Genomic DNA, 21,185 nt, shown 5'->3' on the forward strand with positions numbered 1-21,185 from the left:
CGGTCCGCGGGCTGCGGTTGGAAGATCACGGGCGAACCGGGGACCCCCTATCTAGCGCCGCAGCCCAGCCGACGCCAGCGAAATGGACGGGGTGCGGCGGCAATACACGCTTCGACGGGGGATCGGGGCTAAGCGCCGCTCCGCCCCGCGGCCATCCGCGCCGCCGTGCGTAGCGCGGCGAGCAGGCTGGAGGCGCTCGCCCGTCCCGTTCCGGCGATGTCCAGCGCCGTGCCGTGGTCGGGGGAGGTGCGGACGAAGGGCAGGCCCAGCGTCACGTTGACGCCCGTCTCGAAATCCAGCGTCTTCAGCGGGATCAGGCCCTGGTCATGATACATGCACAGCACCGCGTCCCAGCGCGCGCGGGCGCCGGCGTGGAACAGCGTGTCCGCGGGGCGCGGCCCGTCGGCGTCGATGCCCGCCTCACGCAGCGCGGCGACGGCCGGGGCGATCACCTCGATCTCCTCGCGGCCCATGGTGCCCTCCTCGCCCGCGTGCGGGTTGAGCGCCGCGACGGCCAGCCGCGGCCGGGGGATGGCGAAATCGCGCGCCAGCGCCGCCGCGGTCACCCGCCCCACATGCACGATCGCGTCGGTGGTCAGGGCGCCCGGCACCGCCGCCAGCGGCAGATGGATGGTGGCGAGCACCACCCGCAGGCCCCCGCCCTCCAGCATCATCACCGGCTCCTCGGCCATGCCGGCGAGGTGGGCCAGATACTCGGTGTGGCCGGGGTGGCGGAAGCCGGCGGCGTAGAGCGCCGATTTCTGGATCGGGTTGGTCACCACCGCTGCGGCGCGCCCGGCCTGCACCAGCTCCACGGCAAGGTCGATGGCGGCGATCACGGCGGCGCCGTTGGCGGGATCAGGGCGCCCCGGCACCACCGGGGCCGGCAGCTCCAGCGGCAGCACCGGCAGCGCGTCGGCGAAGACGGCCGCGGCGTCCTCCGGCCGCTCCACCGCGCGCACCGGCACCTCCAGCCCGATGCGGCGGGCGAGGTCCGACAGACGGGCGGGGCTGTCCAGAATCACGAAGGGCGGCACGCCGTCCGTCCGGCGGGCCGCCCAGGCCTTCAGCACGATGTCGCCGCCGATCCCGGCCGGCTCGCCCATGGTCACGGCGAGCGGCGGGAGGGCGGTCACGTCCGGTACTCGATGAAGGCGGAGCGGCGCAGGTCGCGCAGGTAGCGGCGCGACAGCATCTCCGCCCGTTCGTTCACCAGCTCCCGCTCGATCTCGTCGCGGGTGGGAAGCGTGGTCTTGGCCGGCTGCACGGGCGGCGGCGGAGGCGGGGGCGGCGGGGCCGCGGCGGGGGCCGGCGGCTCGATCATCGGCATGTCGCGCTTGCAGACGATCAGCAGGATCGAGGCGGCGGCGCTGTTCAGCACCGGGCTCGGCTGCCCGACGGGAATGTTGACGACGAGTTGCTGCAACGGCTTCGGCAGGTCCTTGGCGTTGAGCATGCCCATGTCGCCGGCTTCGGGAATGCCGCTGGCCCGCGCCTTCTCGATGAAGTCGCCGCAGCTCCTGATGCTCTTGCGGGCCGCCTCGGCGCGGTCCTTGGCGGCCTTGCGGCCGGCATCGGTCGGCTCCAGCACCGGGAAGATCATCTGGGCGAGTTGGACCTTGGTCCGGTTGATGTCGGGCCGCGGCTCCGGCCGCGGGGCGGCGGCGGGCTGCGGGCGCGGCATTTCCGGCGGCGCGTTGGAGCCGACCGTGCGCTGGCTGCGCACCAGCAGCACGTGGTAGCCGTCGGCGGTGCGCACCGGCGGGGACAGGGTGCCGGGGCGCATCTTGCGCAGCGCCTCGTCCAGCTCCGGCCGCAGCTCGCCCTGGCGGATCCAGCCCATGTCGCCGCCGGTGGCGGCGCCGGCCGACTGCGAGAACTGGCGGGCGACGGCGGCGAAGTTGCCGCCGCGACGGATCTCGTCGCTCAGACGCTCGGCGACGCGGCGGACCTCGTCCTCCTGCGCGGGGTTGTCGACCGACAGGAAGATCTCGGCGACCAGATACTCCGGCTTGCCGATGTTCTCCTTCATCCGTTCGAGTGCCGCGTCGATCTCGTCGTCACCGATCACCACCTCCTGGCGGATCTTGCGCTGGAGCAGCTTCTGCCAGGCCAGCGTGGAGCGGAGCTGGTCGCGCAGGGTGGACATCGGCGTGCCGCGGTCGCTCAGCACCTTCTGGAGCTGCTGGCGGTTCATGCCGTTCTGCTCGGCGATGCGGCCGACGGACTCGTCCACCTCCTTGTCGGTGACGGTGATGCCGATGCGCTTGGCCTCCTGCACCTGCAACCGCTCGTCCACGAGCTGCCGCATCACCTGCGGCACCAGCCGCTGGCGCGATTCCTGGCTGTCGGGAAGGCCGGCGTTGAGCAGGGCCAGCCGGATGCGGGCGTAGACGTCCGACATGGACACCACATCCTCGTTCACCACCGCGGCGATGCGCTCCGACTGCGTGCCGGGGCCGGCAGCCGGACGGGCGGCGGCCGGCTGGGTCGCGGCGCGCTGCTGGGCGGCGGCCGGCTGGGCGACCATGCCGGCCACTAGGACGGCGGTCGTGGCGGCAAGAAGGGACCGCACGGCTCGCAAACTCGGCATGGTGCTCCTGCTCCTGAAACGGTGGCCGTTATACGGCCCCCTTCCTTTCGATGTAAACCCTCGTCCTTGGCGACAATGAGGCGCGGTGCATCCCGCCCACCTCAACCATCCTCAAGATGCAGCAGCGCGCCGACGCCCAACAGGATGCTGATGATCGACGGGCTCCAGGCCGCCATGGCGACCGGGATGGTCTCCGACATGCCAAGCGTGCGGATGATGTCGGTCAACACGAACACGACGAAACCGGTCAGCACGCCGCCCGACACGATCAGCATGGTGCCGCCGCGCCGCGGCATGCGCAGCGAGAAGGCGGCGGCGAACAGCACCATGGCGCAGAACAGCAGCGGCTGCGCCAGCAGCGCCTGATAATGGATGCGGTGGCGCACCGCCGGGAAGCCCGTCGATTCCAACGTCTGGATGAAGCGCGGCAGCGCCCAGAAGGAGATCGTCTCCGGTGGCGCGAAGCTCTCCTCGATCGCCGCCATGTCCAGCCCGGTGGGGATGGAATGCACCCCCAGCGCCACCGGCTCCTGCTTGCCCTTGTAGAGCATGGCGTTCTGCAGGTCCCAGCGGCCGGCGCGCAGCGTCGCGCGCGGCGCGTCCACCCGGTCCAGCAGCGTGCCGGCGGAGTCGAGGCGGAAGACGATCACGTCGGTCAGCTCCAACGTCTCCGGCTTCACCCCCTCGGCGTGGATGAAATACTGCTCGCGGTCGTCCGACTGCCGCAGCCACAATCCGGCCTTCGACAGGTCGAGCGCGCTGGATTTCAACTTCAGGTAGCGCTCTTCGAGCTGGTCGTATTTGGCGATGAAGACCGAACCGACGGGGTTGATCACCGACACCTTGACCACCCCGATCATCGCGGCGCCGATCAGCACCGGCATCAGGAACTGCCATGCCGACACGCCGACCGCGCGCGCCACCACCAGCTCCGCGCTCCGCGTCAGCCGCCAGAAAGTGAACATGCCCGCGAACAGCACCACGAAGGGAAAGATCTGCTGGCCGATCTCCGGCAGCTTCAGCAGCGCCATCTGCAGCACCAGCCAGAAGGTGATGCCGGGCTTGCTGCCGGCGCGGCGCAGCAGCTCGACCGTGTCGAGCAGCAGGATGACCGCCAGCAGGATCATCAGCAGCAGGCAGAACCAGGTGAGGAACTGCCGCCCGATGTAGCGGGACAGGGTGACCGACGTGTACATCGACGCTATGTACGGCATCCACCGCACCGGAACAAGCGCGGCCGAAGTGCCGCAACCGCCATTCCTTGTCACGCCACCGCCGCGCCGATTTCTGGGATGCAGTGCTCCGCGCCCTGCGCTAAGAAGGGCGCTGCATACGGCGGTATTCTGCTTGCGGGGAAGGGCAACGAACGGTCGCCCACCCTCCGCGGGGCGGCAGCCGCGGGTTCCGGAACAGCGCATGACCATCCCCCGCATCATCCACCAGACGTGGAAAACCGTCGACATTCCAGCCGCTTATCGTGGCTTCCAGAGAAACTGGAAGAGGCACCATCCGGACCATGCCTATCGCCTGTGGACCGACGCCGACATCGACCGGCTGGTCGCGGAGGAGTTTCCGGAGCTGTTGCCGGTCTATGCGGGCTACCACACGGCCATCTGCCGCGTGGACCTCGGTCGTTACCTGATCCTGCTCAAGCATGGCGGCGTCTACGCCGATCTCGACTGCGACTGCCTGCGCCCGATGGATCCGCTGCTGGATGGTGCGGAATTCGTGATCGGGACGGAGCCGGACAGCCATCTGGCGCTCGACAAGGCGGTGCAGCGCCGGCTCGCCCGCATCCTGTGCCCGTCGGTGATCGCCTCCGTGCCCGGTCATCCCTTCTGGCGCCACATCCTCGCGCGCATCGTCGAGGCGCGGAACGAGGAGGATGTGCTGGACGCCACCGGCCCCTTCCTGCTGACGCGCGCCTGGGACAGCTTCCCCGAGCGGGACCGGGTGATGCTTCTGCCGCCGCACCGCTTCTACCCGGTGGACAAGGACGACTGCTGGAACGGCCGCGTCTTCGACCTGGAGTTCTGGGAGCGCGCGACCCGCGACGCCTATGTCCTGCATCACTGGGACGGAACCTGGTTCCGCGGCGATGCGGCCCACGGGCGCCTGCCGACCGACGTGCGGGTGCAGGTGAACGACCCGACCGAGCCCGCCCCACCGGCCGGACCGTCGCCGGGCGGACAGCCGCTGATCTCCTGCCTGATGGTGACCCGCGACCGGCCGGCCCTTGCGCGCCGCGCCATCGACGCGTTCCTGGCGCAGACTTGGCCGAACCGGGAGCTGGTCATCGTCGATGACGGACCCGACGACACGCTGGCGGACATCGTCCGCGGCCTCGCCCGGCCGGAGATCCGCATGCTGCGCCTGCCCGACGAGGGGCGGAGCCTGGGCGAGCTGCGCAACACCGCACTCGACCACGCCGCCGGCGCCTACATCTGCCAGTGGGACGACGACGACCTTTACGACCCGCAGCGGCTGGAATACCAACTCGCGGTGCTGTCCCTGACCGGTGCGCGCGCCTGCGTGCTGGCGCGCTGGATGATGTGGTGGCCGACGGCGGGGCGTGTCGCGGTGTCGCCGGTGCGGGACTGGGAAGGCTCGCTGCTCTGCGAGGCGGCGGCGATGCCGCGCTACCCGGCGCTGCGGCGGGGCGAGGACACGCCGGTCGTGGAACGGCTGCGCCGCACGGTGCGGATGGCCGCCCTCGATCTGCCGCGGCTCTACACCTACGTGGTGCACGGCGCCAACACCTTCGACGCGGCGCATTTCGACGTGCATTGGCGGCACGCCACCGCCCGCTTCGAGGGGGAGCGCGCCCGCGCGGTGCTGGAGGAGCTGGCCTCCCGCCTGCCGATGCTGGAGCTGCCGCCGCCTCTCCCGGCGTCCGCGGCGCCAGCCGCTGCCGCAGCGGAGCCCGATCCGGCGGTGCTGGTGCTGACCCCCGCCAAGGACGCGGCCCGGCACCTGCCCCGCTATTTCCAGCTTCTCGACCGCCTGTCCTACGACCCCGCCCGCCTGTCGCTGGGGATCCTGGAAAGCGACAGCGGCGACGGCACGCGCGCGCTGCTGGAAGCCCGCCTGCCCGAACTGCGCGTCCGCTACCGCCGCGTCACACTGCTGCACCACGACTTCGGCTTCCGCCCGACCGTGCCGCGTTGGGACGCGCGCATCCAGCGCCAGCGGCGCGCCATCCTGGCCCGCGCCCGCAACCGTCTGCTCAGCGGCGCCCTGGCGGACGAGGCGTGGGTGCTGTGGCTGGACGCCGATCTGGTCGATTATCCGGAGGATCTGCTGCGCCGGATGCTCGCCGCGCGGCGCGACGTGGTGGTGCCGCACTGCGTGCTGCCCGACGGCCGCACCTTCGACCTCAACACCTTCCGCATCGCGCCCGGTCACGGGCCGGTGGAGGATTCCCGCCACATGATCGACGGCATCTACCAGCCGCCGCGAGGGGCCGGCCGCCTCTATCTCGACGCCTTCAGCGGCGGCGGGATCGTTCCGGTGAACGGGGTCGGCGGCACGGCGCTGCTGGTCCGCGCCGACCTGCACCGGGAGGGGCTGTGCTTTCCGCCCTACCCGCACCGCGGCTACATCGAGACGGAGGGTCTGGCCGCCATGGCGGCCGACATGGGTGTCGGCTGCTGGGGCATGCCGGACCTCCGCATCGTGCACGCCGCCGTCTGACGCGCAAGCCGAAAGCCGACCATGCACGATCCCATCGACGTCAGCGTCGCCGTCTGCACGCACCGCCGCCCGGCACTTCTCGCCGCCTGCCTCGCCAGCCTGGAAGGCCAGGACAACCCCTTCGGCCGCCGGGACATCCTGGTGATCGACAACGACCCCGACCGCGGTGCCGAACCGGTGACGCGGGCGGCGGCGCCGGCGTTCCGCCGGCGCGGGGTGGAGCTGCGCTACGAGCACGAGCCGCGGCCCGGCGTCGCCCACGCCCGCAACCGCAGCCTCGTGGCGGCACGCCACCCGATCATCGCCTACATCGATGACGACGAGCGGGCGGCTCCCGGCTGGCTGGCGCGCCTGATCGCCCCCTTCCACGAGCAGGGTGAGGCGATCGACATCGTCGCCGGCGAGGTGGAGCCGGACTTCGCCGACGTGGAGCCGCCGGACTGGCTGACCGGCGATGTCGTCCAACTGCTGTCCTGCCGCTGGCGCTGGAGCGACCAGCCGCGGCTCCTCAGGCCGCAGGAATGGTTCGGCGAGGGGAACTGCGCCTTCCGCCGCGCCCTCCTCGCCGACCGCGGCTTCAACCCCGCGCTCGGCCGCCGGGCCGAATCGCTGATGACCAACGAGGGCATCGTCTTCAGCAAGCTGCGCCAGGAGGGGGCGACGGCGTGGTGGGAGCCGCGGGCGGTGACGTTCCACCATGTCCACCCGGAGCGGCTGACCCGGCGCTGGATGCTCCGCCGGCAGTTCTACCAGGGCTATTCCGACGTGATCGCCAACCGCGAGATCGGCCGGGACTACCAAATCCCGTCGGTGCCCATGGACCTGCAGGCGCTCGGCGCCCTGGACGTCGAGGGCATGCCCAACACCGATTTTCCGAGCTTGCTGAAGGTCTACTACGTCGCCGGCTACGCCTTCGGCCGGCACATGCTCTGACGGTGGGCGGTCACCCGGCGACCGCCTCCGCCGTCTCCTCCGCGTCGATGCAGTCTGACTCCAGCACCACCGCGCATTTGTGCTCCAGATGCGCGCGCAGGATGACGGCGAGGGCGGCGCCATCGCGGCGGACCAGCGCGTCGAGGATGCGCTCGTGCTCGCGCACCGCCTCGTCCCAGCGCTCCGACGACATGTTCGCCATGAAGCGGACACGGCGCACCCGGCCTGCGAGGCTGTTGTACATGGCGGTCAGCACCGGGTTCTCGGCGGCACCGAGGATGGCCCGGTGGATCTGCTCGTTCAGCCGGAAATACTCGCGCAGGTTCCGCCGCGCGTAGTGGGCCAGCATCTCGTAATGCAGCGCCCGGATCTCGGCGACCGCGTCGTCGGCGATGCGGGTGCAGGCAAGCTCGCCGGACAGCGCCTCCAGCGCCCCCATCACGTGGAACATGTCCTCGATGTCGCGGCGGGTCAGCCGGGTGACGCGGGCGCCGCGGTTCGGCAGCAGCATCACCAGCCCCTCGCTGGCCAGCACCTTGAACGCCTCGCGGAGCGGCGTGCGCGACACGCCCAGCCGTTCGCACAGCTCGCGCTCGTTCAGCCGCTCGCCGGGACGCAGGTCGCCCTCCACGATCATGTCGCGCAGGCGGGAGACGACCTCGTCGTGCAGGCTGCCCCGCAGGATCTTGTTCACCGCCCCCCGTCCTTCCCGTCGAGTGCCTCGGCCAGCAGCACCGCGGCGTGCACCGCCGTCCGCTCCGTCCCGTCCTTGATCTGGTGGCGGCAGCTCGTGCCGTCGGCCACCAGCACCTCGTCCGGCCCGGCGGCCCGCGCCGCCGGCAGCACCCCCAGCTCGCCCATCCGCATCGACACCTCGTAATGCTCGGCGTGGTAGCCGAAGGAGCCGGCCATCCCGCAGCAGGTCGATTGGATGGTCGTCACCTCCAGCCCCGGCACCAGCCGCAGCACGCGCTCGATGGGCGGCACCGCCCCGAACGCCTTCTGGTGGCAGTGACCATGCAACACCGCGCGTTTGTACGCCAGCGGCTTGAGCGGAAGCTTCAGCCGCCCGGCCGCCCGCTCGCGGTCCAGGAACTCCTCGAACAGCAGCGCCTGCCCGGCGATCGTCGCGCTGTCGGCACCCGGCAGCACCGCCAGCAGCTCGTCGCGCAGCGTCAGCAGGCAGGACGGTTCCAGCCCGACGATCGGCACGCCGCGCTCGGCGAAGGGCAACAGCGCCGCCACCAGCCGCCGCTGCTCCTCCCGCGCCTCCTCCACCAGCCCCGAGGCCAGGAAGGTGCGACCGCAGCAGAGCGGACGACCGCCGCCCGGCGGGACCGCGGCGTGCACCGTGTAGCCGGCCGCCTCCAGCACGCGGCGCGCCGCGCGGGCGTTGTCCGCCTCGAACCAGCGGTTGAAGCTGTCCACGAACAGCACGACCTCCCCGGCCGTGCCGGTGCGGCTCTCGTCGCGCCCCTCGTCGCGATAGGGGCTCGGGTGCCAGCGCGGCAGCGCGCGGTGACGGCTGAAGCCCGACACCCGTTCCATCAGCGCCGGCAGGCCGGGGATGCGCTCGCGCAGGCCCAGCAGCGCGCCCACGCGCGACGCCCAGGGCGCGTAGCGCGGCAGCCACGCCACCAGCCGCTCGCGCAGCGGCAGCGGGTGGGTCTTGCGGCGCTGGTGCAGCGCCTCGATCTTCATGCGCGCCATGTCCACGCCGGTGGGGCATTCGCGCTTGCAGCCCTTGCAGGAGACGCAGAGGTCGAGTGCGGCATGCACACCGTCCGACGCCAGCGCGTCGGGTCCGAGCTGGCCGGACAGCGCCAATCGCAGCGTGTTGGCCCGACCGCGCGTGACGTGCATCTCGTCCTTGGTGGCGCGGTAGGACGGGCACATCACGTTGGGGTCGGACTTCCGGCAGGTGCCGTTGTTGTTGCACATCTCGGCCGCACCGAGGAATCCGCCCGGCCACGCCGACCAGTCCAGCGCCGTCTCAACCGGCACCGGCGCGTAGTCGGGCTTGTAGCGCAGCAGGGTGCGGTCATCCATGCGCGGGGGATCGACGATCTTGCCGGGGTTCATCAACCCGGCCGGGTCGAAGGCCCGCTTGACCTCGCGGAAGGCGTTGACGATGCGCGGCCCGTACATGGACTCGTGGAACTCCGACCGCACCAGCCCGTCGCCATGCTCGCCGGAGTGGGAGCCCTTGTACTCCCGCACCATCGCGAAGGCCTCCTCCGCGATGGCGCGCATCTTGTGCACCTCCATCTCCTGCTTGAGGTTCAGGACGGGACGCACGTGCAGGCAGCCCTCCGACGCGTGGGCGTACCAGGTGCCCTCGGTGCCGTGCTTGTGGAAGACCGCGGTCAGCCGCTCGGTGTAGTCGGCCAGATGCTCCAGCGGCACCGCGCAATCCTCGATGAAGGAGACCGGCTTCCCCTCCGTCCGCATCGACATCATGATGTTCAGTCCGGCCTTGCGCACCTCCCAGATCGCCGACTGGAAGGCGGGGTCGATGGCCTCGACCACACTGTCCGGCAGCCCCAGGTCGCCCATCAGCTCGACCAGCCGGGCGAGGTTCGCCACCTCCTCCGCGTGATCCTCACCGGCGAACTCCACCAGCAGCAGCGCCTCCGGCTCGCCGCGGATGAACTTGTCCATGGTGGCGCGGAACAGTGGAATGCCTCGACCCAGCTCGATCATGGTGCGGTCGACCAGCTCCACCGCCGCCGGCTTCAGCGCCACGATGTGCTGCGCCGATTCCATGGCGCTGCGGAAGGTCGGGAAGTGGCAGACGCCCAGCGTCTTGTGCCGGGGCAGCGGCGACAGGTCGAGCGTGATGCGCCGGAAGAAGCCCAGCGTCCCCTCCGACCCCACCATCAGCTTGGCGAGGTTGGGGGTGTCGCCGCCCAGCCGCTCGATGTTGTAGCCGCCGACCTTGCGCTGCACCGGCGGGAAGCGGGCCGCGATCTCGTCCGCCTCGCGGGCGTGCAGCGCCGTCATGCGGGCGAGCAGGTCGCGGTGGCGGTCGCTCTCCGGCGGGCCGCCGTCCAGCCGCAGCTCGGTGCCGTCGGCCAGCACCGCCTCGATGGCGCGGACATTGTGCACCATGTTGCCGTAGCGCAGGGAGCGTGTGCCGCAGGAGTTGTTGCCCGTCATACCGCCGATGGTCGCCTGCGCCGAGGTCGAGACATCCACCGGGAACCACAGACCGTGCTTCTTCAGACCGGCGTTCAGATGGTCCAGCACGATGCCCGGCCGCACCACCGCCACCCGCGACTCCGCATCGAGCGCCAGCACACCGTTCAGATGCTTGGAACAGTCGATGACCAACGCCTCGCCCACCGTCTGCCCGCACTGGGAGGTTCCGCCGCCACGCGGCAGCACGGGCACCCCCTCCTCCCGCGCGATGGTCAACGCCGCGGTCACGTCCTCGTCGGTCTTCGGCACGACCACGCCGACCGGCTCGATCTGGTAGATGGACGCGTCCGTGCTGTAGCGCCCACGCGAGAAGGCGTCGAACAGCACCTCGCCCTCGACGGCGGCCTTCAGCCGCCCGGCAAGCGCGCTGTCCCCGATCCGCGCGCGCCCCGCGCGCCGCGTGTTGGCGTCCAGTGGCATGGCTTCCTCCCCACGGTCTTGTTGGCTTCAGTCTAACGTTTTGCATGCAAGATGCAAAGACCCGCACGCACCTCAATCCCCTAGTACGCCCCCGGTGGGAGAGGGAGGGGCCCGCGAAGCGGGTGGGTGAGGGCTAGGATTCGCCGAAAGTCCTAGCCCTCACCCTTCCCATGCGGCGCATCGGCCCCTTCCCTCTCCCGCTGGAGGCGGGCGAGGGAGATAATCGCTTGCGCCGATCCATTTTGCATGCATAATTCCGCTGGCCTACAAAACAATCCGAGTTGGGAGGGACCGCGTCCATGGCGCATCGCAGCGGACGGCATTTCCTGCAAATCCCCGGACCGACGAATGTTCCCGACCGCGTGCTGAGGGCGATGGACCGCCCGACGATCGACCACCGCGGGCCGGAGTTCCAGACGCTCGGCCGCGAGGTGCTGGAGGGCGTGAAGCCGGTGTTCGGCACCGCCGGATCGGTGATCATCTACCCCGCGTCCGGCACCGGCGCGTGGGAGGCGGCGATCGTCAACACGCTGTCGCCCGGCGACCGCGTGCTGATGTTCGAGACCGGCCATTTCGCCACGCTCTGGCGCAACCTCGCCCAGCGCTTCGGGATCGAGTGCGTGTTCGTGCCGGGCGACTGGCGCCACGGTGTGCCGCCCGACGCGGTGGAGCAGCACCTGCGCGAGGACCGCGACCACACGATCAAGGCTGTCATGGTCGTCCACAACGAGACCTCGACCGGCGTCACCAGCCGGGTGCCGCTGGTCCGCCGCGCCATCGACGCCGCCGGCCACCCGGCGCTGCTTCTGGTCGATACCATCTCGTCGCTGGGCTCCATCGACTACCGCCACGACGAGTGGGGTGTCGACGTCACCGTCGCCGGCTCGCAGAAGGGCCTGATGCTGCCGCCGGGCCTCAGCTTCAACGCCATTTCCGACAAGGCGCTGGCCGCCAGCAAGACCAACCGCCTGCCCCGCTCCTACTGGGACTGGGAGGACATGCTGAAGCCGAACGCCACCGGCTTCTTCCCCTACACCCCCGCCACCAACCTGCTCTACGGCCTGAAGGAGGCCGTGGCGATGCTGATGGAGGAGGGGCTGGAGAACGTCTTCGCCCGCCACGACCGCCATGCGGAAGCGACCCGCCGCGCCGTGCGCGGCTGGGGGCTGGAGGTGCTGTGCGCCGAGCCGGCCGAGTATTCCGGCTCGCTGACCGCCGTGATGATGCCGGACGGGCACGACGCCGACGCGCTGCGCCGGGTGATCCTGGAGCGCTTCGACATGTCGCTCGGCGCCGGGCTCGGCCGGCTGGCCGGCAAGGTCTTCCGCATCGGCCACCTCGGCGACTTCAACGACCTCGCCCTGCTCGGCACGCTGACCGGCGTCGAGATGGGGCTGTCGGCGGCCGGCGTGCCGCACCGCAAGGGCGGCGTCGAGGCCGCCATGGCGTATCTGGAGGCCGGCGACGCGAAGCAGATGGCGGCGGACTGACGCCGGCCACTCATCACAAAAACGGGAGGGAACGAACGATGAGCTATCTGGGCAGGACAATCGCGGCGGCGCTGGTCGCCGGCGGGCTCGCCACCGGCACCGCGGCCGCGCAGACCGAGATCAAGCTGGGCCATGTCGGCGAGCCGGGCTCGCTCTTCGACCGGTCCTCGCAGGAATTCGCGCGCATCGCCAACGAGAAGCTGGGCGGCAAGGCGAAGGTCGTCGTCTACGGCTCCAGCCAGCTCGGCGGCGACTCCGAGATGATGAAGAAGCTGAAGCTCGGCACCATCGACCTGTCGCTTCCCTCGACCGTGATGTCGACCGAGGTGCCGGTCTTCGGCATGTTCGAGATGCCCTACCTCGTCCAGGACCGCGAGCACATGGCCCGCATCCGCGACGAGATCGTCACCCCCTCCCTGTACCCGGAGGCCGAGAAGAAGGGCCTGAAGATCCTGGGCGTGTGGGAGAACGGGTTCCGCCACATCACCAACAGCAAGCGCCCGATCGCCAAGCCCGAGGATCTGCAGGGCATCAAGCTGCGGGTGCCGCAGGGCGTGTGGCGCGTGAAGATGTTCGAGACCTACGGCGCCAACCCCAGCCCGATGGCCCTGTCGGAGGTGTTCGTGGCGCTCCAGACCGGCGTCATGGACGGGCAGGAGAACCCCTTCGCGCAGATCTACCCGGCCCGCTTCCAGGAGGTGCAGAAGTACCTGTCCCTCACCGGCCACGTCTACACCCCCGCCTATCTGACCGCGGGGCGGAGCTGGAGCCGCCTGCCCGAAGACGTGCGCAAGGTGCTGACCGAAGCCGCCGTCGCCGTCCAGCCGACCGTCTACAAGCTGGCCGCCGAGATGGACGACGATCTGCTGGCCAAGCTGAAGGCCGCCGGCATGCAGGTGAACGAGGTGGACAAGGCCGCCTTCGTCAAGGCCAGCGACGGCATCTACAAGGCCTTCGCCACCGAAGTGCCGGACGGCAAGCCCCTGGTCGACCGCGCGCTGGCGCTCGCCAAGAAGTCGTGAGGAACGGCCCCTCCCCGCCCGCCGGGGAGGGGTTTCCCGTTCACGGCCGCCCGCAACAAGGAGCCCGCCCGTGTTGGACCTGCTGCGCTCGGGGCTCGAGCGCCTGCTCGAGGCTTTCCTGATTCTCCTGGTCGGGGCGCTCACACTGCTGATCGTCGCCGGCTTCGTCTTCCGGTATTCCGGCCACTCGCTCACCTGGTACGACGAGGTGGCGTCGGTCGGGCTGGCCTGGCTGACCTATTACGGCGCCGCGCTCGCGGCGTTGAAGGGCGCTCACATCGGCTTTCCCGGCCTGGTCAACGCGCTGCCCCCCGGCCTGCGCGTCGCCGCCGCGATCTTTTCCGAGGCCTGCGTCTTCCTGTTCTTCGGTGTGCTCGCCTGGATGGGATGGGAGGTGCTGGTGATCCTGGAAGGCATGACGCTGACCAGTCTGCCGAACATTCCCCTGCAACTCACCCAGTCCGTCATCCCGGTGGGTGCGGTGCTGTTCATGCTGTGCGAGGCGCTGCGCCTGCCCAAGCTTCTGCACGAGGCGCGCAGCTCCGGCTTCAAGGACCATGAGCTGGAGGACGCGCTGAGCGACAGCCGCAGCGTGTCGCACGATCCGGCCCCGGCCGCCGCCCCGATGGGGACCGCCGCCGTGCAGGGAGGGCGCCGGGCATGACCATCGGTTTCATGCTGAGCGGCCTGATGGCCCTCGTCCTGCTCAACGTGCCCATCGCGGTGGCGCTGGGCCTCGTCGCCATGGCCGCCATCGTCACCACCCAGGGCACGGACATGCTGCCCAACGTGGCGCTGGTGATGTTCGAGGGCGCCACCAACTTCCCGCTGCTCGCGATCCCGCTGTTCATCCTGGCCGGCGCCATCATGAACGCGTCCAGCATCTCCCGCCGGCTGGTGGCCTTCGCCTCGGCGCTGCTGGGCTTCGTGCGCGGCGGGCTGTCGATGGTGGTGATCGGCGCCTCGATGTTCTTCGCGGAGATCTCCGGCTCCGCCGTGGCGGGGGTGGCGGCGCTTGGCACCATCCTGATCCCGGCGATGCAGCGCAAGGGCTACTCGAAGGAGTTCGCGGCGGCGATCTGCTCGTCGGCCTCAAGCCTCGCCATCATCATCCCGCCCTCGATCCCGATGATCCTCTACGCCGTGATGGCGCAGACCTCGGTCGTCAAGATGTTCGTGGCCGGCATCCTGCCGGGCATCATCGGCGCGGTCGGTCTGGCGGTCGCCGCCTACATCCAGGCGGTGCGGTACAATTTCCCGGTCGAGGAACGGTTCCGCATCAGCCGCGTGTGGGAGGCGGCGCGCGAGGCGGCCTGGGCCTTCCTGCTGCCGGTCATCATCCTGGGCGGCATCTTCGGCGGCTTCGTCACCGCGACCGAGGGTGCGGGTCTGGCGGTGATCGCGGCGCTGTTCATCAGCGTGGTGATCTACCGCGAGCTGACCTGGAAGGATCTGAGCAAGGCCGCCCTTGACGGCGGCCTGCAGACCGCGGTGGTGATGCTGCTGGTGGCCGCGTCGGCGCTGATCGGCACCTTCCTGACGGAGGCGCAGCTTCCGCAGAAGCTCGCCGGCTCCATCGCCAGCGTGACGACCAACCCCTACGCCGTGCTGGCGCTGCTCAACGTCGCCTTCCTGATCCTCGGCATGTTCCTGCATTCGGCCGCCGCCATCATCCTGGTGGTGCCGATCGTCATGCCGCTGGTGACGGAGGTCGGCATCGATCCCGTGCATTTCGGGCTGGTGGTCACGCTCAACCTCGCCATCGGGCAGCAGACGCCTCCGGTGGCCAGCGTGCTCATCGCCGCCTGCTCCATCGCCAAGTCCGACATCTGGGAGACGACGAAGGTCAACCTGCCCTTCATCGGCGCCCTGCTGGTCGTGCTGATGATCTGCACCTACGTGCCGGCCGTGTCGCTGGCGCTGGTCGACCTGTTCTATTGAGGCATCCCATGACCGACGAGCTGCTGACGCGGCGGGACGGGGGGATCGTCACCCTCGTCCTCAACCGGCCGCACAAGCTGAACGCCATGACCAAGCCGCTGTGGCGCGCGCTGGGCGAGGCGTTCCGCAGCCTGCACGAGGACGACACGGTGCGCTGCATCGTCCTGCGCGGGGCCGGGAGCAAGGCCTTCAGCCCTGGCAACGACATCGCCGAGTTCGAGACGGAGCGCTCCAACATCGAGCAGGCCCGCGCCTACGGCACGGTGATGCACGAGACGCTGGCCGCCATGCGCGACTGCCGCCATCCGTCGGTCGCGCTGATCGAGGGCATCTGCGTCGGTGGTGGGCTGGAGATCGCCGGCTCCTGCGACCTGCGGATCTGCGGCGAGTCCAGCCGCTTCGGCGCGCCGATCAACCGGCTCGGCCTCGTCATGGCCTATCCGGAGATCGACGCGCTGCTGCGGCTGGCGGGGCGCGCGACCACGCTGGAGATCCTGCTGGAAGGCCGCATCTTCGGCGCGGCGGAGGCGAAGGAGAAGGGCCTCGTCACCCGCGTCGTCTCCGACGACCGGGTGGAGGAGGAAGCCTACGCCGCCGCCACCCGCATCGCCGACGGCGCCCCGCTGGTCGCCCGCTGGCACAAGCGTTTCCTCGACCGGCTGGAGCAGGGCACGCCGCTCACCGCCGCCGAGCTGGAGGAGGGCTACGCCTGCTTCGGCACGGAGGATTTCCGCATCGGCTACCGCGCCTTCCTGGCGAAGGAGAAGCCCGCGTTCGAGGGGCGCTGAGATGACGGAGCGCAAGGGACCGCTGGCCGGCGTGACGGTGATCGAGCTGGCCCACATCATGGCCGGCCCGGTCTGCGGCATGATGCTGGCCGACATGGGCGCCGACGTCATCAAGGTGGAGAAGCTGCCCGGCGGCGACGACAGCCGCCGCATGGTGCCGCCGACCGTGGACGGCGAATCCGCCGCCTACATGATGATGAACCGCAACAAGCGCGGCATCGCGCTCGACCTCAAGACCGAGGGCGGCAAGGCGGTGCTGCGCCGCCTGCTGGCGTCCGCCGACGTGGCGGTCGAGAACTACCGCATGGGCACCATGGAGAAGCTGGGCTTCGGGGAGGCTGCCCTGAAGGCGCTGAACCCGCGGCTCGTCTACTGCGCCATCAGCGGCTTCGGGCGCAGCGGCCCGCTCGCCGACCAGGGTGGTTTCGACCTGATCGCCCAGGGCATGAGCGGCCTGATGAGCATCACCGGCGAAGGCCCCGGCCGCCCGCCGGTGAAGGTCGGCGCCCCCGTCACCGACATCACCGCCGGCCTGCTCGCCGCCATGGGCGTGCTGGCGGCCCTGGTGGAGCGCAACCGCACCGGTGAGGGCCAGGGCGTCGACACCTCCCTGTTCGAGGCGGGGATCGTCCACACCTACTGGCAGTCGGCGATCCGTTTCGCCACCGGCAACGACCCCGGCCCCATGGGCTCCGCCCACCCGCTAAACGCGCCCTACCAGGCCTTCCCCACCGCCGACGGCTGGATCAACATCGGCGCCGCCAACCAGAACAACTGGCTGCGGCTGCTCGACGCCATCGGGGCGGCGCACCTGAAGGACGACCCGCGCTTCGCCGACAACGCGTCGCGCATGGCGCATCTGGCCGCGCTGGAGCCGGTCCTGTCCGACATCTTCCGCGCCCGCCCGACCGCCGAGTGGCTGGCGCTGCTGGAGCGCGCCGGCGTGCCGGCCGGCCCGGTGCTGTCCATCGGCGAGATGCACGACCACCCCCACACCATCGCCCGCGACATGGTGGTGGAGGTGGATCACGCCCGCGTCGGCCCCACGAGGGCCATCGGCCTGCCCGTCAAATTCTCCCGCACACCCGGCTCGGTGGAGACCGGCGCCCCGACGCTCGGCCAGCACAGCCGCGCCATCCTGGCCGAGCACGGCTTCGACGAGGCCGCCATCGACCGCCTGTTCGCGGAGAAGGCGGTGGCGTGAGGCGTTCTCGCGTCGGGCCCCCGCCCAACCCTCCCCCACGGCGCGGGAGAGGGCTTTTTGTTTCTCCCTCCCCCGTCGCAAGACGGGGGAGGGTCGGGGTGGGGGCCGGGCGCGACAACCCCTCACCGTCCCTGTTGACCATGACAACCGCAACCATCCAGGGATGAACCGTCATGGCCGACCCCGACAAGCGCGACGACAAGGCTCCGGGCAAGCCTCCCACCACCAAACCGAAAAGCCCCCGCGACGAGGCCGATCCCGGCACCCCCGGCACCGGCGAGAACATCGATCCCAAGACCGGGGAACGCTTCACGGAGGGCATCGGGGGCGCGTAAAGCGCAGGGCACCCACCCCGACCCTCCTCCGCTTCGCAGGGGAGGGAGAAAAACCTCCCTTGCGAAGCGGGGGAGGTTGCCCGCGCCAGCGGGCGCGTGGGAGCAATCGCAGCGCGACAACGCCCCCTACCGATCCACTCGCGTGCAGTGGACCACATCGTCCTCCCGCCCCGTCACACGCAACGCGAAACGGCGGGCACCGCCGTTCCTGGGCCTCACGTTGATGATGTCGCCCGCCCCCAGCACCCGCTCCACATCCACCAGTTCGCCTCCCGCCAGCCGGTGCTCGCAGTCGGCGTCGGTGCAGATCAGGCTCCAGATGGCGCCCATGGGCGTGTCGGAATCCTTGCGCAGCCCGATCACGGGAACCGGTTTGCCGCGACTGAAAAAGCCCATGCCATGTCCCTCGTCAGCGCCAGGGGGCGCCGGCGGGAAGCCGGCTCATCAGCCCGATGGGCAGCAGGAACAGCGCCAGGTTGGTCCAGGAGAAACGCCGCTCCGATCCGGCCGGGCCACGGTCGTCCGGTTCCCGCTCCATCCAGCCGCCCGACGCTCCGTTGTATTCCGCCATCGGCCGCAGCGTGGAGCCGGAGCTGTCCGGGGCCGGCTTGTTGTCGAACATGCCGCGCTCGAACATGCGCGCACTTGCCTTCTCGGTCAGGCCGGGGGCGATCGCCTGCTGGATGGCGGCGAGCCGCCCGATGCCGCCCACATGCACCTCCCGCTTGGGATCGAGCGCCAGCGCCACGATGCAGCGCGCCACCTCCTCCGGTGCGGAAAGGGACGCCGGCGGCTTGATGGCGCGACCGGTGTAGTTGGCGGCGTGCTGCCACAGCGGCGTGTCGATGGCGCCCGGCATGACGGTGCAGACATGGACGTCCGGCTCGTCCACCAGCTCCTGCCGCAGCGATTCGGTGAAGCCGCGCACCGCGTGCTTGGCGGCAGCGTAGGCGGTGGCGTAGCGCTGCCCGGTCTGCGAGACGATCGAGGCGACGTTGACGATCACCCCCTCCCCGCGATCCAGGAAGTACGGCAGCACGGCCCGGCAGCCGTTGACCACCCCGAACAGGTCGGTCTGCACCACCCGCCCGAACACGTCGGGCGGCGTCTCCTCGAAGCGGCCGAAGGCGATCACCCCGGCGTTGTTCACCCAAACGTCGATGCAGCCGAACGCCTCGACGGCGCGCCGGGCAAGACGCTCCACCTGTTCGCTGTCGGTGACGTCGCAGGGCACCACCATGGCCCGTCCGCCGGCGTCGATGCAGTCCTCCGCCACCTCGTGCAGCGCCGCCTGACGCCGCGCCGCCAGCACCACGGCCGCCCCCTCGGCGGCGAAGGCCAGCGCCGTGGCGCGCCCGATCCCGCTCGACGCGCCGGTGATGACGACCACCTTGTCCCGAAGCTCTTCGGCCATGACTGACGATCCGTCGCGTTGTTCGTCCCGGTCCTACAACAAGGCCGCCGCCGGGAAGGTCCCGCCTGCCACGGAAGCGCAGGATCCCCTTCATTCCGGCCCCCGTCCCGCGCTACAGTCGTCGCCGGCGGATGCTGCGGTGCGAAGGAGCGGATGGGCGTGTCGGCGCGTGAACTGGACGTCAAGGGTCTCCACTGTCCGCTGCCGATCCTGCGGACCCGCAAGACGCTCGACCTCATGGCGGTGGGGGAGGAGCTGGTGGTCTATGTGACCGACCCCGCGTCGGTCATCGACTTCCGCCATTTCTGCAACATCACCAGCAACGAGCTGCTGGCCTATGAGACGCGCGATGGCGTGTTCGTCTACCGCATCCGCCGCGGTGCGTGAGGAACCGTCCATGGACAGCCGGCACCCCGCGGTCCCGCCGCCGCTGCGCCCCGGTGCGGTGCTGCACGGCCCCGGCTCCGCCGCCACCGACGCGCTGCTGGAGGGCTTCGCCCGCGAACTGACAGCCCGCGGCTTCCGCGTCGGCGGCGTCATCCAGCGCAACGAGGCCCCGCGGGAGGGCTGCGCCGAGCTGATGACGCTGGTCGACCTCGGCAGCGGCCGGGTCTACGACATCACCCAGAAGCTCGGCCCCGGCTCGCAGTCCTGCCGCGTCGATCCCACTGGCGTGGCCGAGGCGAGCGAGGCGGTGCGCCGCGGCGTGGCGGAGCGGGTCGATCTGCTGGTGGTCAACAAGTTCGGCGGGCTGGAGGCCGGCGGCGGCGGGCTGGTGCAGGAACTGCTGGCCGCCATGGCGGAGGGGGTGCCGGTGCTGACCAGCGTCGGCAGCCGCTACACCGACGATTGGCTGACCGCCACCGGCGGGCACACCGACCTTCTGGCGCCGTCCATGGCCGCGCTGTGGCGCTGGTGGGGGCCGCACCGCCTCTACCCCGACCTGCTGCAGGGGATCGAGGACGCCGGGGTGCACCGCGTCGGCATCGGCGAGCATTGGGTGTTCGTGGAGACCGGCCGCGCCATGGGCCTCGCGTCGCGCCCGCCGCAGACCCGCGGGCGGGCGCTGCCGCCGCCGGAATTCTGGGCCGGCCGGAGCTTGCGCGACCTCGCCGCCCCGGCCGCCGCCGGCTGGGACGCGCTGGAGGTGGCGGTCGCCGTGGCCGCGCTGAACGCCCATTACAACCACGCGGGCGTCGAGGGGCCGGCGGTCAACGGGCTCGACCTGTTCGACGCGGCCGACGGGCCGCTGGTGGTGGTCGGCGGCTTCCCCCAGATCCGCGAGCGCCGCCCCGACGCGCGGGTGATCGAGATGGACCCGAAGCCCGGCGAGTATCCGGACACCGCCGCCGACTGGCTGATCCCCGCGGCCGGCGGCGTGATCGCCACCGCGTCCGCGCTGATGAACCGCAGCCTGCCCCGCCTGATCACCGCCGCCCCGCATGGCCGGCTGGCCCTGGTCGGCCCCGGCACGCCGCTGACGCCGCGGCTGTTCGCCTATGGCATCGACGCGCTGTGCGGCTTCGTCGCCACCGACCGGGAGGGGGTGGCCGGCGTCATCCTCGGCGGCGGCTCCTCGCGCCAGTTCCATCCCCTTGGCCGCATGGTGACGCTCCGTACCCCTTGAGTGGCGCCGTCAGCGCCCTCACCTTCCAGCACGACCATCCTGAACCGAACGAGGACCCACCATGGACGACCGCACGCGCACGGAGCTGGAGGCCGCCGCCTTCCGCGGACTCGTCGCGCATCTGCAGAAGCGCACCGACGTGCAGAACATCGACCTGATGAACCTCGCCGGCTTCTGTCGCAACTGCCTGTCCAAATGGTACCGCGCCGCGGCGCTGGAGCGCGGCCTGTCCATGACCGACGACCAAGCCAAGGAGGCCGTCTACGGCATGCCTTATTCGGAATGGAAGACCCTGCACCAGGCCGAGGCCACGCCGGAGCAGATGAAGGTCTTCGAGGAAACCAAGCCCCTGCACGCCGAAATCAGCGGGCATGTGAAGAAGTAACGCTGCTGAAACCCTCTCCCGCCTCCGGCGGGAGAGGGAGGGACCCGCGAAGCGGGAGGGTGAGGGCTGGGTCTTCCCGGCAAACCTAGCCCTCACCCTTCCCACGCCGGAGGCGTGGTCCCCTTCCCTCTCCCGCCGG

At 70.6% G+C, this 21,185-nt stretch carries 19 protein-coding genes; 12 read left to right on the forward strand and 7 right to left on the reverse strand.

The window, feature by feature from the left end; genetic code table 11:
- Positions 1–128: 128 nt before the first annotated feature.
- The 3 genes from pdxA to lptG form a co-directional block, all read right to left on the reverse strand.
- Positions 129–1,136: a 4-hydroxythreonine-4-phosphate dehydrogenase PdxA gene (gene pdxA / locus HL658_RS07010; protein ID WP_180281195.1), complete on the reverse strand. Its 1,008-nt coding sequence runs from the start codon at positions 1,134–1,136 to the stop codon at positions 129–131.
- Positions 1,133–2,593, reverse strand: a complete 1,461-nt coding sequence (locus HL658_RS07015; RefSeq protein ID WP_180281196.1) for a peptidylprolyl isomerase — start codon at positions 2,591–2,593, stop codon at positions 1,133–1,135. Before HL658_RS07015 ends, pdxA begins: the two co-directional genes overlap by 4 nt.
- A gap of 101 nt (positions 2,594–2,694) precedes the next feature.
- A complete protein-coding gene (gene lptG, locus HL658_RS07020) occupies positions 2,695–3,807 on the reverse strand; it encodes an LPS export ABC transporter permease LptG (protein ID WP_246337353.1) in 1,113 nt (370 codons plus the stop codon).
- Positions 3,808–4,009: 202 nt separating this feature from the next.
- Between lptG and HL658_RS07025 the strand changes: the two genes are divergently transcribed.
- A complete protein-coding gene (locus tag HL658_RS07025) occupies positions 4,010–6,286 on the forward strand; it encodes a glycosyltransferase (RefSeq protein WP_180281197.1) in 2,277 nt (758 codons plus the stop codon).
- Between the two features lie 21 nt (positions 6,287–6,307).
- The gene (locus HL658_RS07030) at positions 6,308–7,219 is read left to right on the forward strand and encodes a glycosyltransferase (protein ID WP_180281198.1); all 912 of its coding nucleotides are present in this window, start codon (positions 6,308–6,310) and stop codon (positions 7,217–7,219) included.
- A gap of 10 nt (positions 7,220–7,229) precedes the next feature.
- Here the strand turns inward: HL658_RS07030 and HL658_RS07035 are convergent, their stop codons facing one another.
- Positions 7,230–7,913 carry a GntR family transcriptional regulator gene (locus tag HL658_RS07035; RefSeq protein ID WP_343055028.1) on the reverse strand — a complete coding sequence of 228 codons (684 nt, stop codon included), beginning with the start codon at positions 7,911–7,913 and terminating at the stop codon, positions 7,230–7,232.
- Entirely contained in the window at positions 7,910–10,840 is a 2,931-nt protein-coding gene (locus tag HL658_RS07040; RefSeq protein WP_180281199.1) for an FAD-binding and (Fe-S)-binding domain-containing protein, read from the reverse strand. The genes HL658_RS07035 and HL658_RS07040 overlap by 4 nt, the downstream gene beginning before the upstream one ends.
- A 299-nt stretch (positions 10,841–11,139) precedes the next feature.
- On the opposite strand from HL658_RS07040, the gene HL658_RS07045 reads away from it, so the two are divergent.
- The 7 genes from HL658_RS07045 (at position 11,140) to HL658_RS07075 (ending at position 17,620) form a co-directional block, all read left to right on the forward strand.
- Positions 11,140–12,330 carry a pyridoxal-phosphate-dependent aminotransferase family protein gene (locus HL658_RS07045; RefSeq protein ID WP_180281200.1) on the forward strand — a complete coding sequence of 397 codons (1,191 nt, stop codon included), beginning with the start codon at positions 11,140–11,142 and terminating at the stop codon, positions 12,328–12,330.
- A gap of 38 nt (positions 12,331–12,368) precedes the next feature.
- Positions 12,369–13,352, forward strand: coding sequence for a TRAP transporter substrate-binding protein (locus HL658_RS07050; protein ID WP_180281201.1), 984 nt, complete (start codon positions 12,369–12,371; stop codon positions 13,350–13,352).
- 70 nt (positions 13,353–13,422) lie between these two features.
- On the forward strand, positions 13,423–14,016 hold the full coding sequence (locus HL658_RS07055) for a TRAP transporter small permease subunit (protein ID WP_180281202.1): 594 nt from the start codon (positions 13,423–13,425) through the stop codon (positions 14,014–14,016).
- Positions 14,013–15,293, forward strand: a complete 1,281-nt coding sequence (locus HL658_RS07060) for a TRAP transporter large permease (RefSeq protein ID WP_180281203.1) — start codon at positions 14,013–14,015, stop codon at positions 15,291–15,293. The genes HL658_RS07055 and HL658_RS07060 overlap by 4 nt, the downstream gene beginning before the upstream one ends.
- A gap of 8 nt (positions 15,294–15,301) precedes the next feature.
- A complete protein-coding gene (locus HL658_RS07065) occupies positions 15,302–16,081 on the forward strand; it encodes an enoyl-CoA hydratase/isomerase family protein (RefSeq protein WP_180281204.1) in 780 nt (259 codons plus the stop codon).
- 1 nt (position 16,082) lies between these two features.
- Positions 16,083–17,285 (forward strand): CaiB/BaiF CoA transferase family protein, encoded by a 1,203-nt coding sequence (locus HL658_RS07070; protein WP_180281205.1) that lies wholly within the window; start codon positions 16,083–16,085, stop codon positions 17,283–17,285.
- Positions 17,286–17,458: 173 nt separating this feature from the next.
- Positions 17,459–17,620, forward strand: a complete 162-nt coding sequence (locus HL658_RS07075; protein ID WP_180281206.1) for a hypothetical protein — start codon at positions 17,459–17,461, stop codon at positions 17,618–17,620.
- 126 nt (positions 17,621–17,746) lie between these two features.
- Here the strand turns inward: HL658_RS07075 and HL658_RS07080 are convergent, their stop codons facing one another.
- Together HL658_RS07080 and HL658_RS07085 are read right to left on the reverse strand one after the other, a co-directional pair.
- Positions 17,747–18,016 carry a hypothetical protein gene (locus HL658_RS07080; protein ID WP_180281207.1) on the reverse strand — a complete coding sequence of 90 codons (270 nt, stop codon included), beginning with the start codon at positions 18,014–18,016 and terminating at the stop codon, positions 17,747–17,749.
- 13 nt (positions 18,017–18,029) lie between these two features.
- Positions 18,030–19,034 carry an SDR family oxidoreductase gene (locus HL658_RS07085; protein ID WP_180281208.1) on the reverse strand — a complete coding sequence of 335 codons (1,005 nt, stop codon included), beginning with the start codon at positions 19,032–19,034 and terminating at the stop codon, positions 18,030–18,032.
- 159 nt (positions 19,035–19,193) lie between these two features.
- Here HL658_RS07085 and HL658_RS07090 point away from each other — a divergent pair, with 159 nt between their 5' ends.
- From HL658_RS07090 to HL658_RS07100, 3 genes are all read left to right on the forward strand, one after another.
- The gene (locus tag HL658_RS07090) at positions 19,194–19,421 is read left to right on the forward strand and encodes a sulfurtransferase TusA family protein (protein WP_425485321.1); all 228 of its coding nucleotides are present in this window, start codon (positions 19,194–19,196) and stop codon (positions 19,419–19,421) included.
- Positions 19,422–19,431: 10 nt separating this feature from the next.
- Positions 19,432–20,661 carry a DUF2478 domain-containing protein gene (locus tag HL658_RS07095; RefSeq protein WP_180281210.1) on the forward strand — a complete coding sequence of 410 codons (1,230 nt, stop codon included), beginning with the start codon at positions 19,432–19,434 and terminating at the stop codon, positions 20,659–20,661.
- Between the two features lie 61 nt (positions 20,662–20,722).
- The gene (locus HL658_RS07100; RefSeq protein WP_180281211.1) at positions 20,723–21,046 is read left to right on the forward strand and encodes a DUF1244 domain-containing protein; all 324 of its coding nucleotides are present in this window, start codon (positions 20,723–20,725) and stop codon (positions 21,044–21,046) included.
- The last annotated feature ends 139 nt before the right edge of the window (positions 21,047–21,185 follow it).

This window comes from Azospirillum oleiclasticum (assembly GCF_013423485.1).
Lineage (GTDB): Bacteria > Pseudomonadota > Alphaproteobacteria > Azospirillales > Azospirillaceae > Azospirillum > Azospirillum oleiclasticum.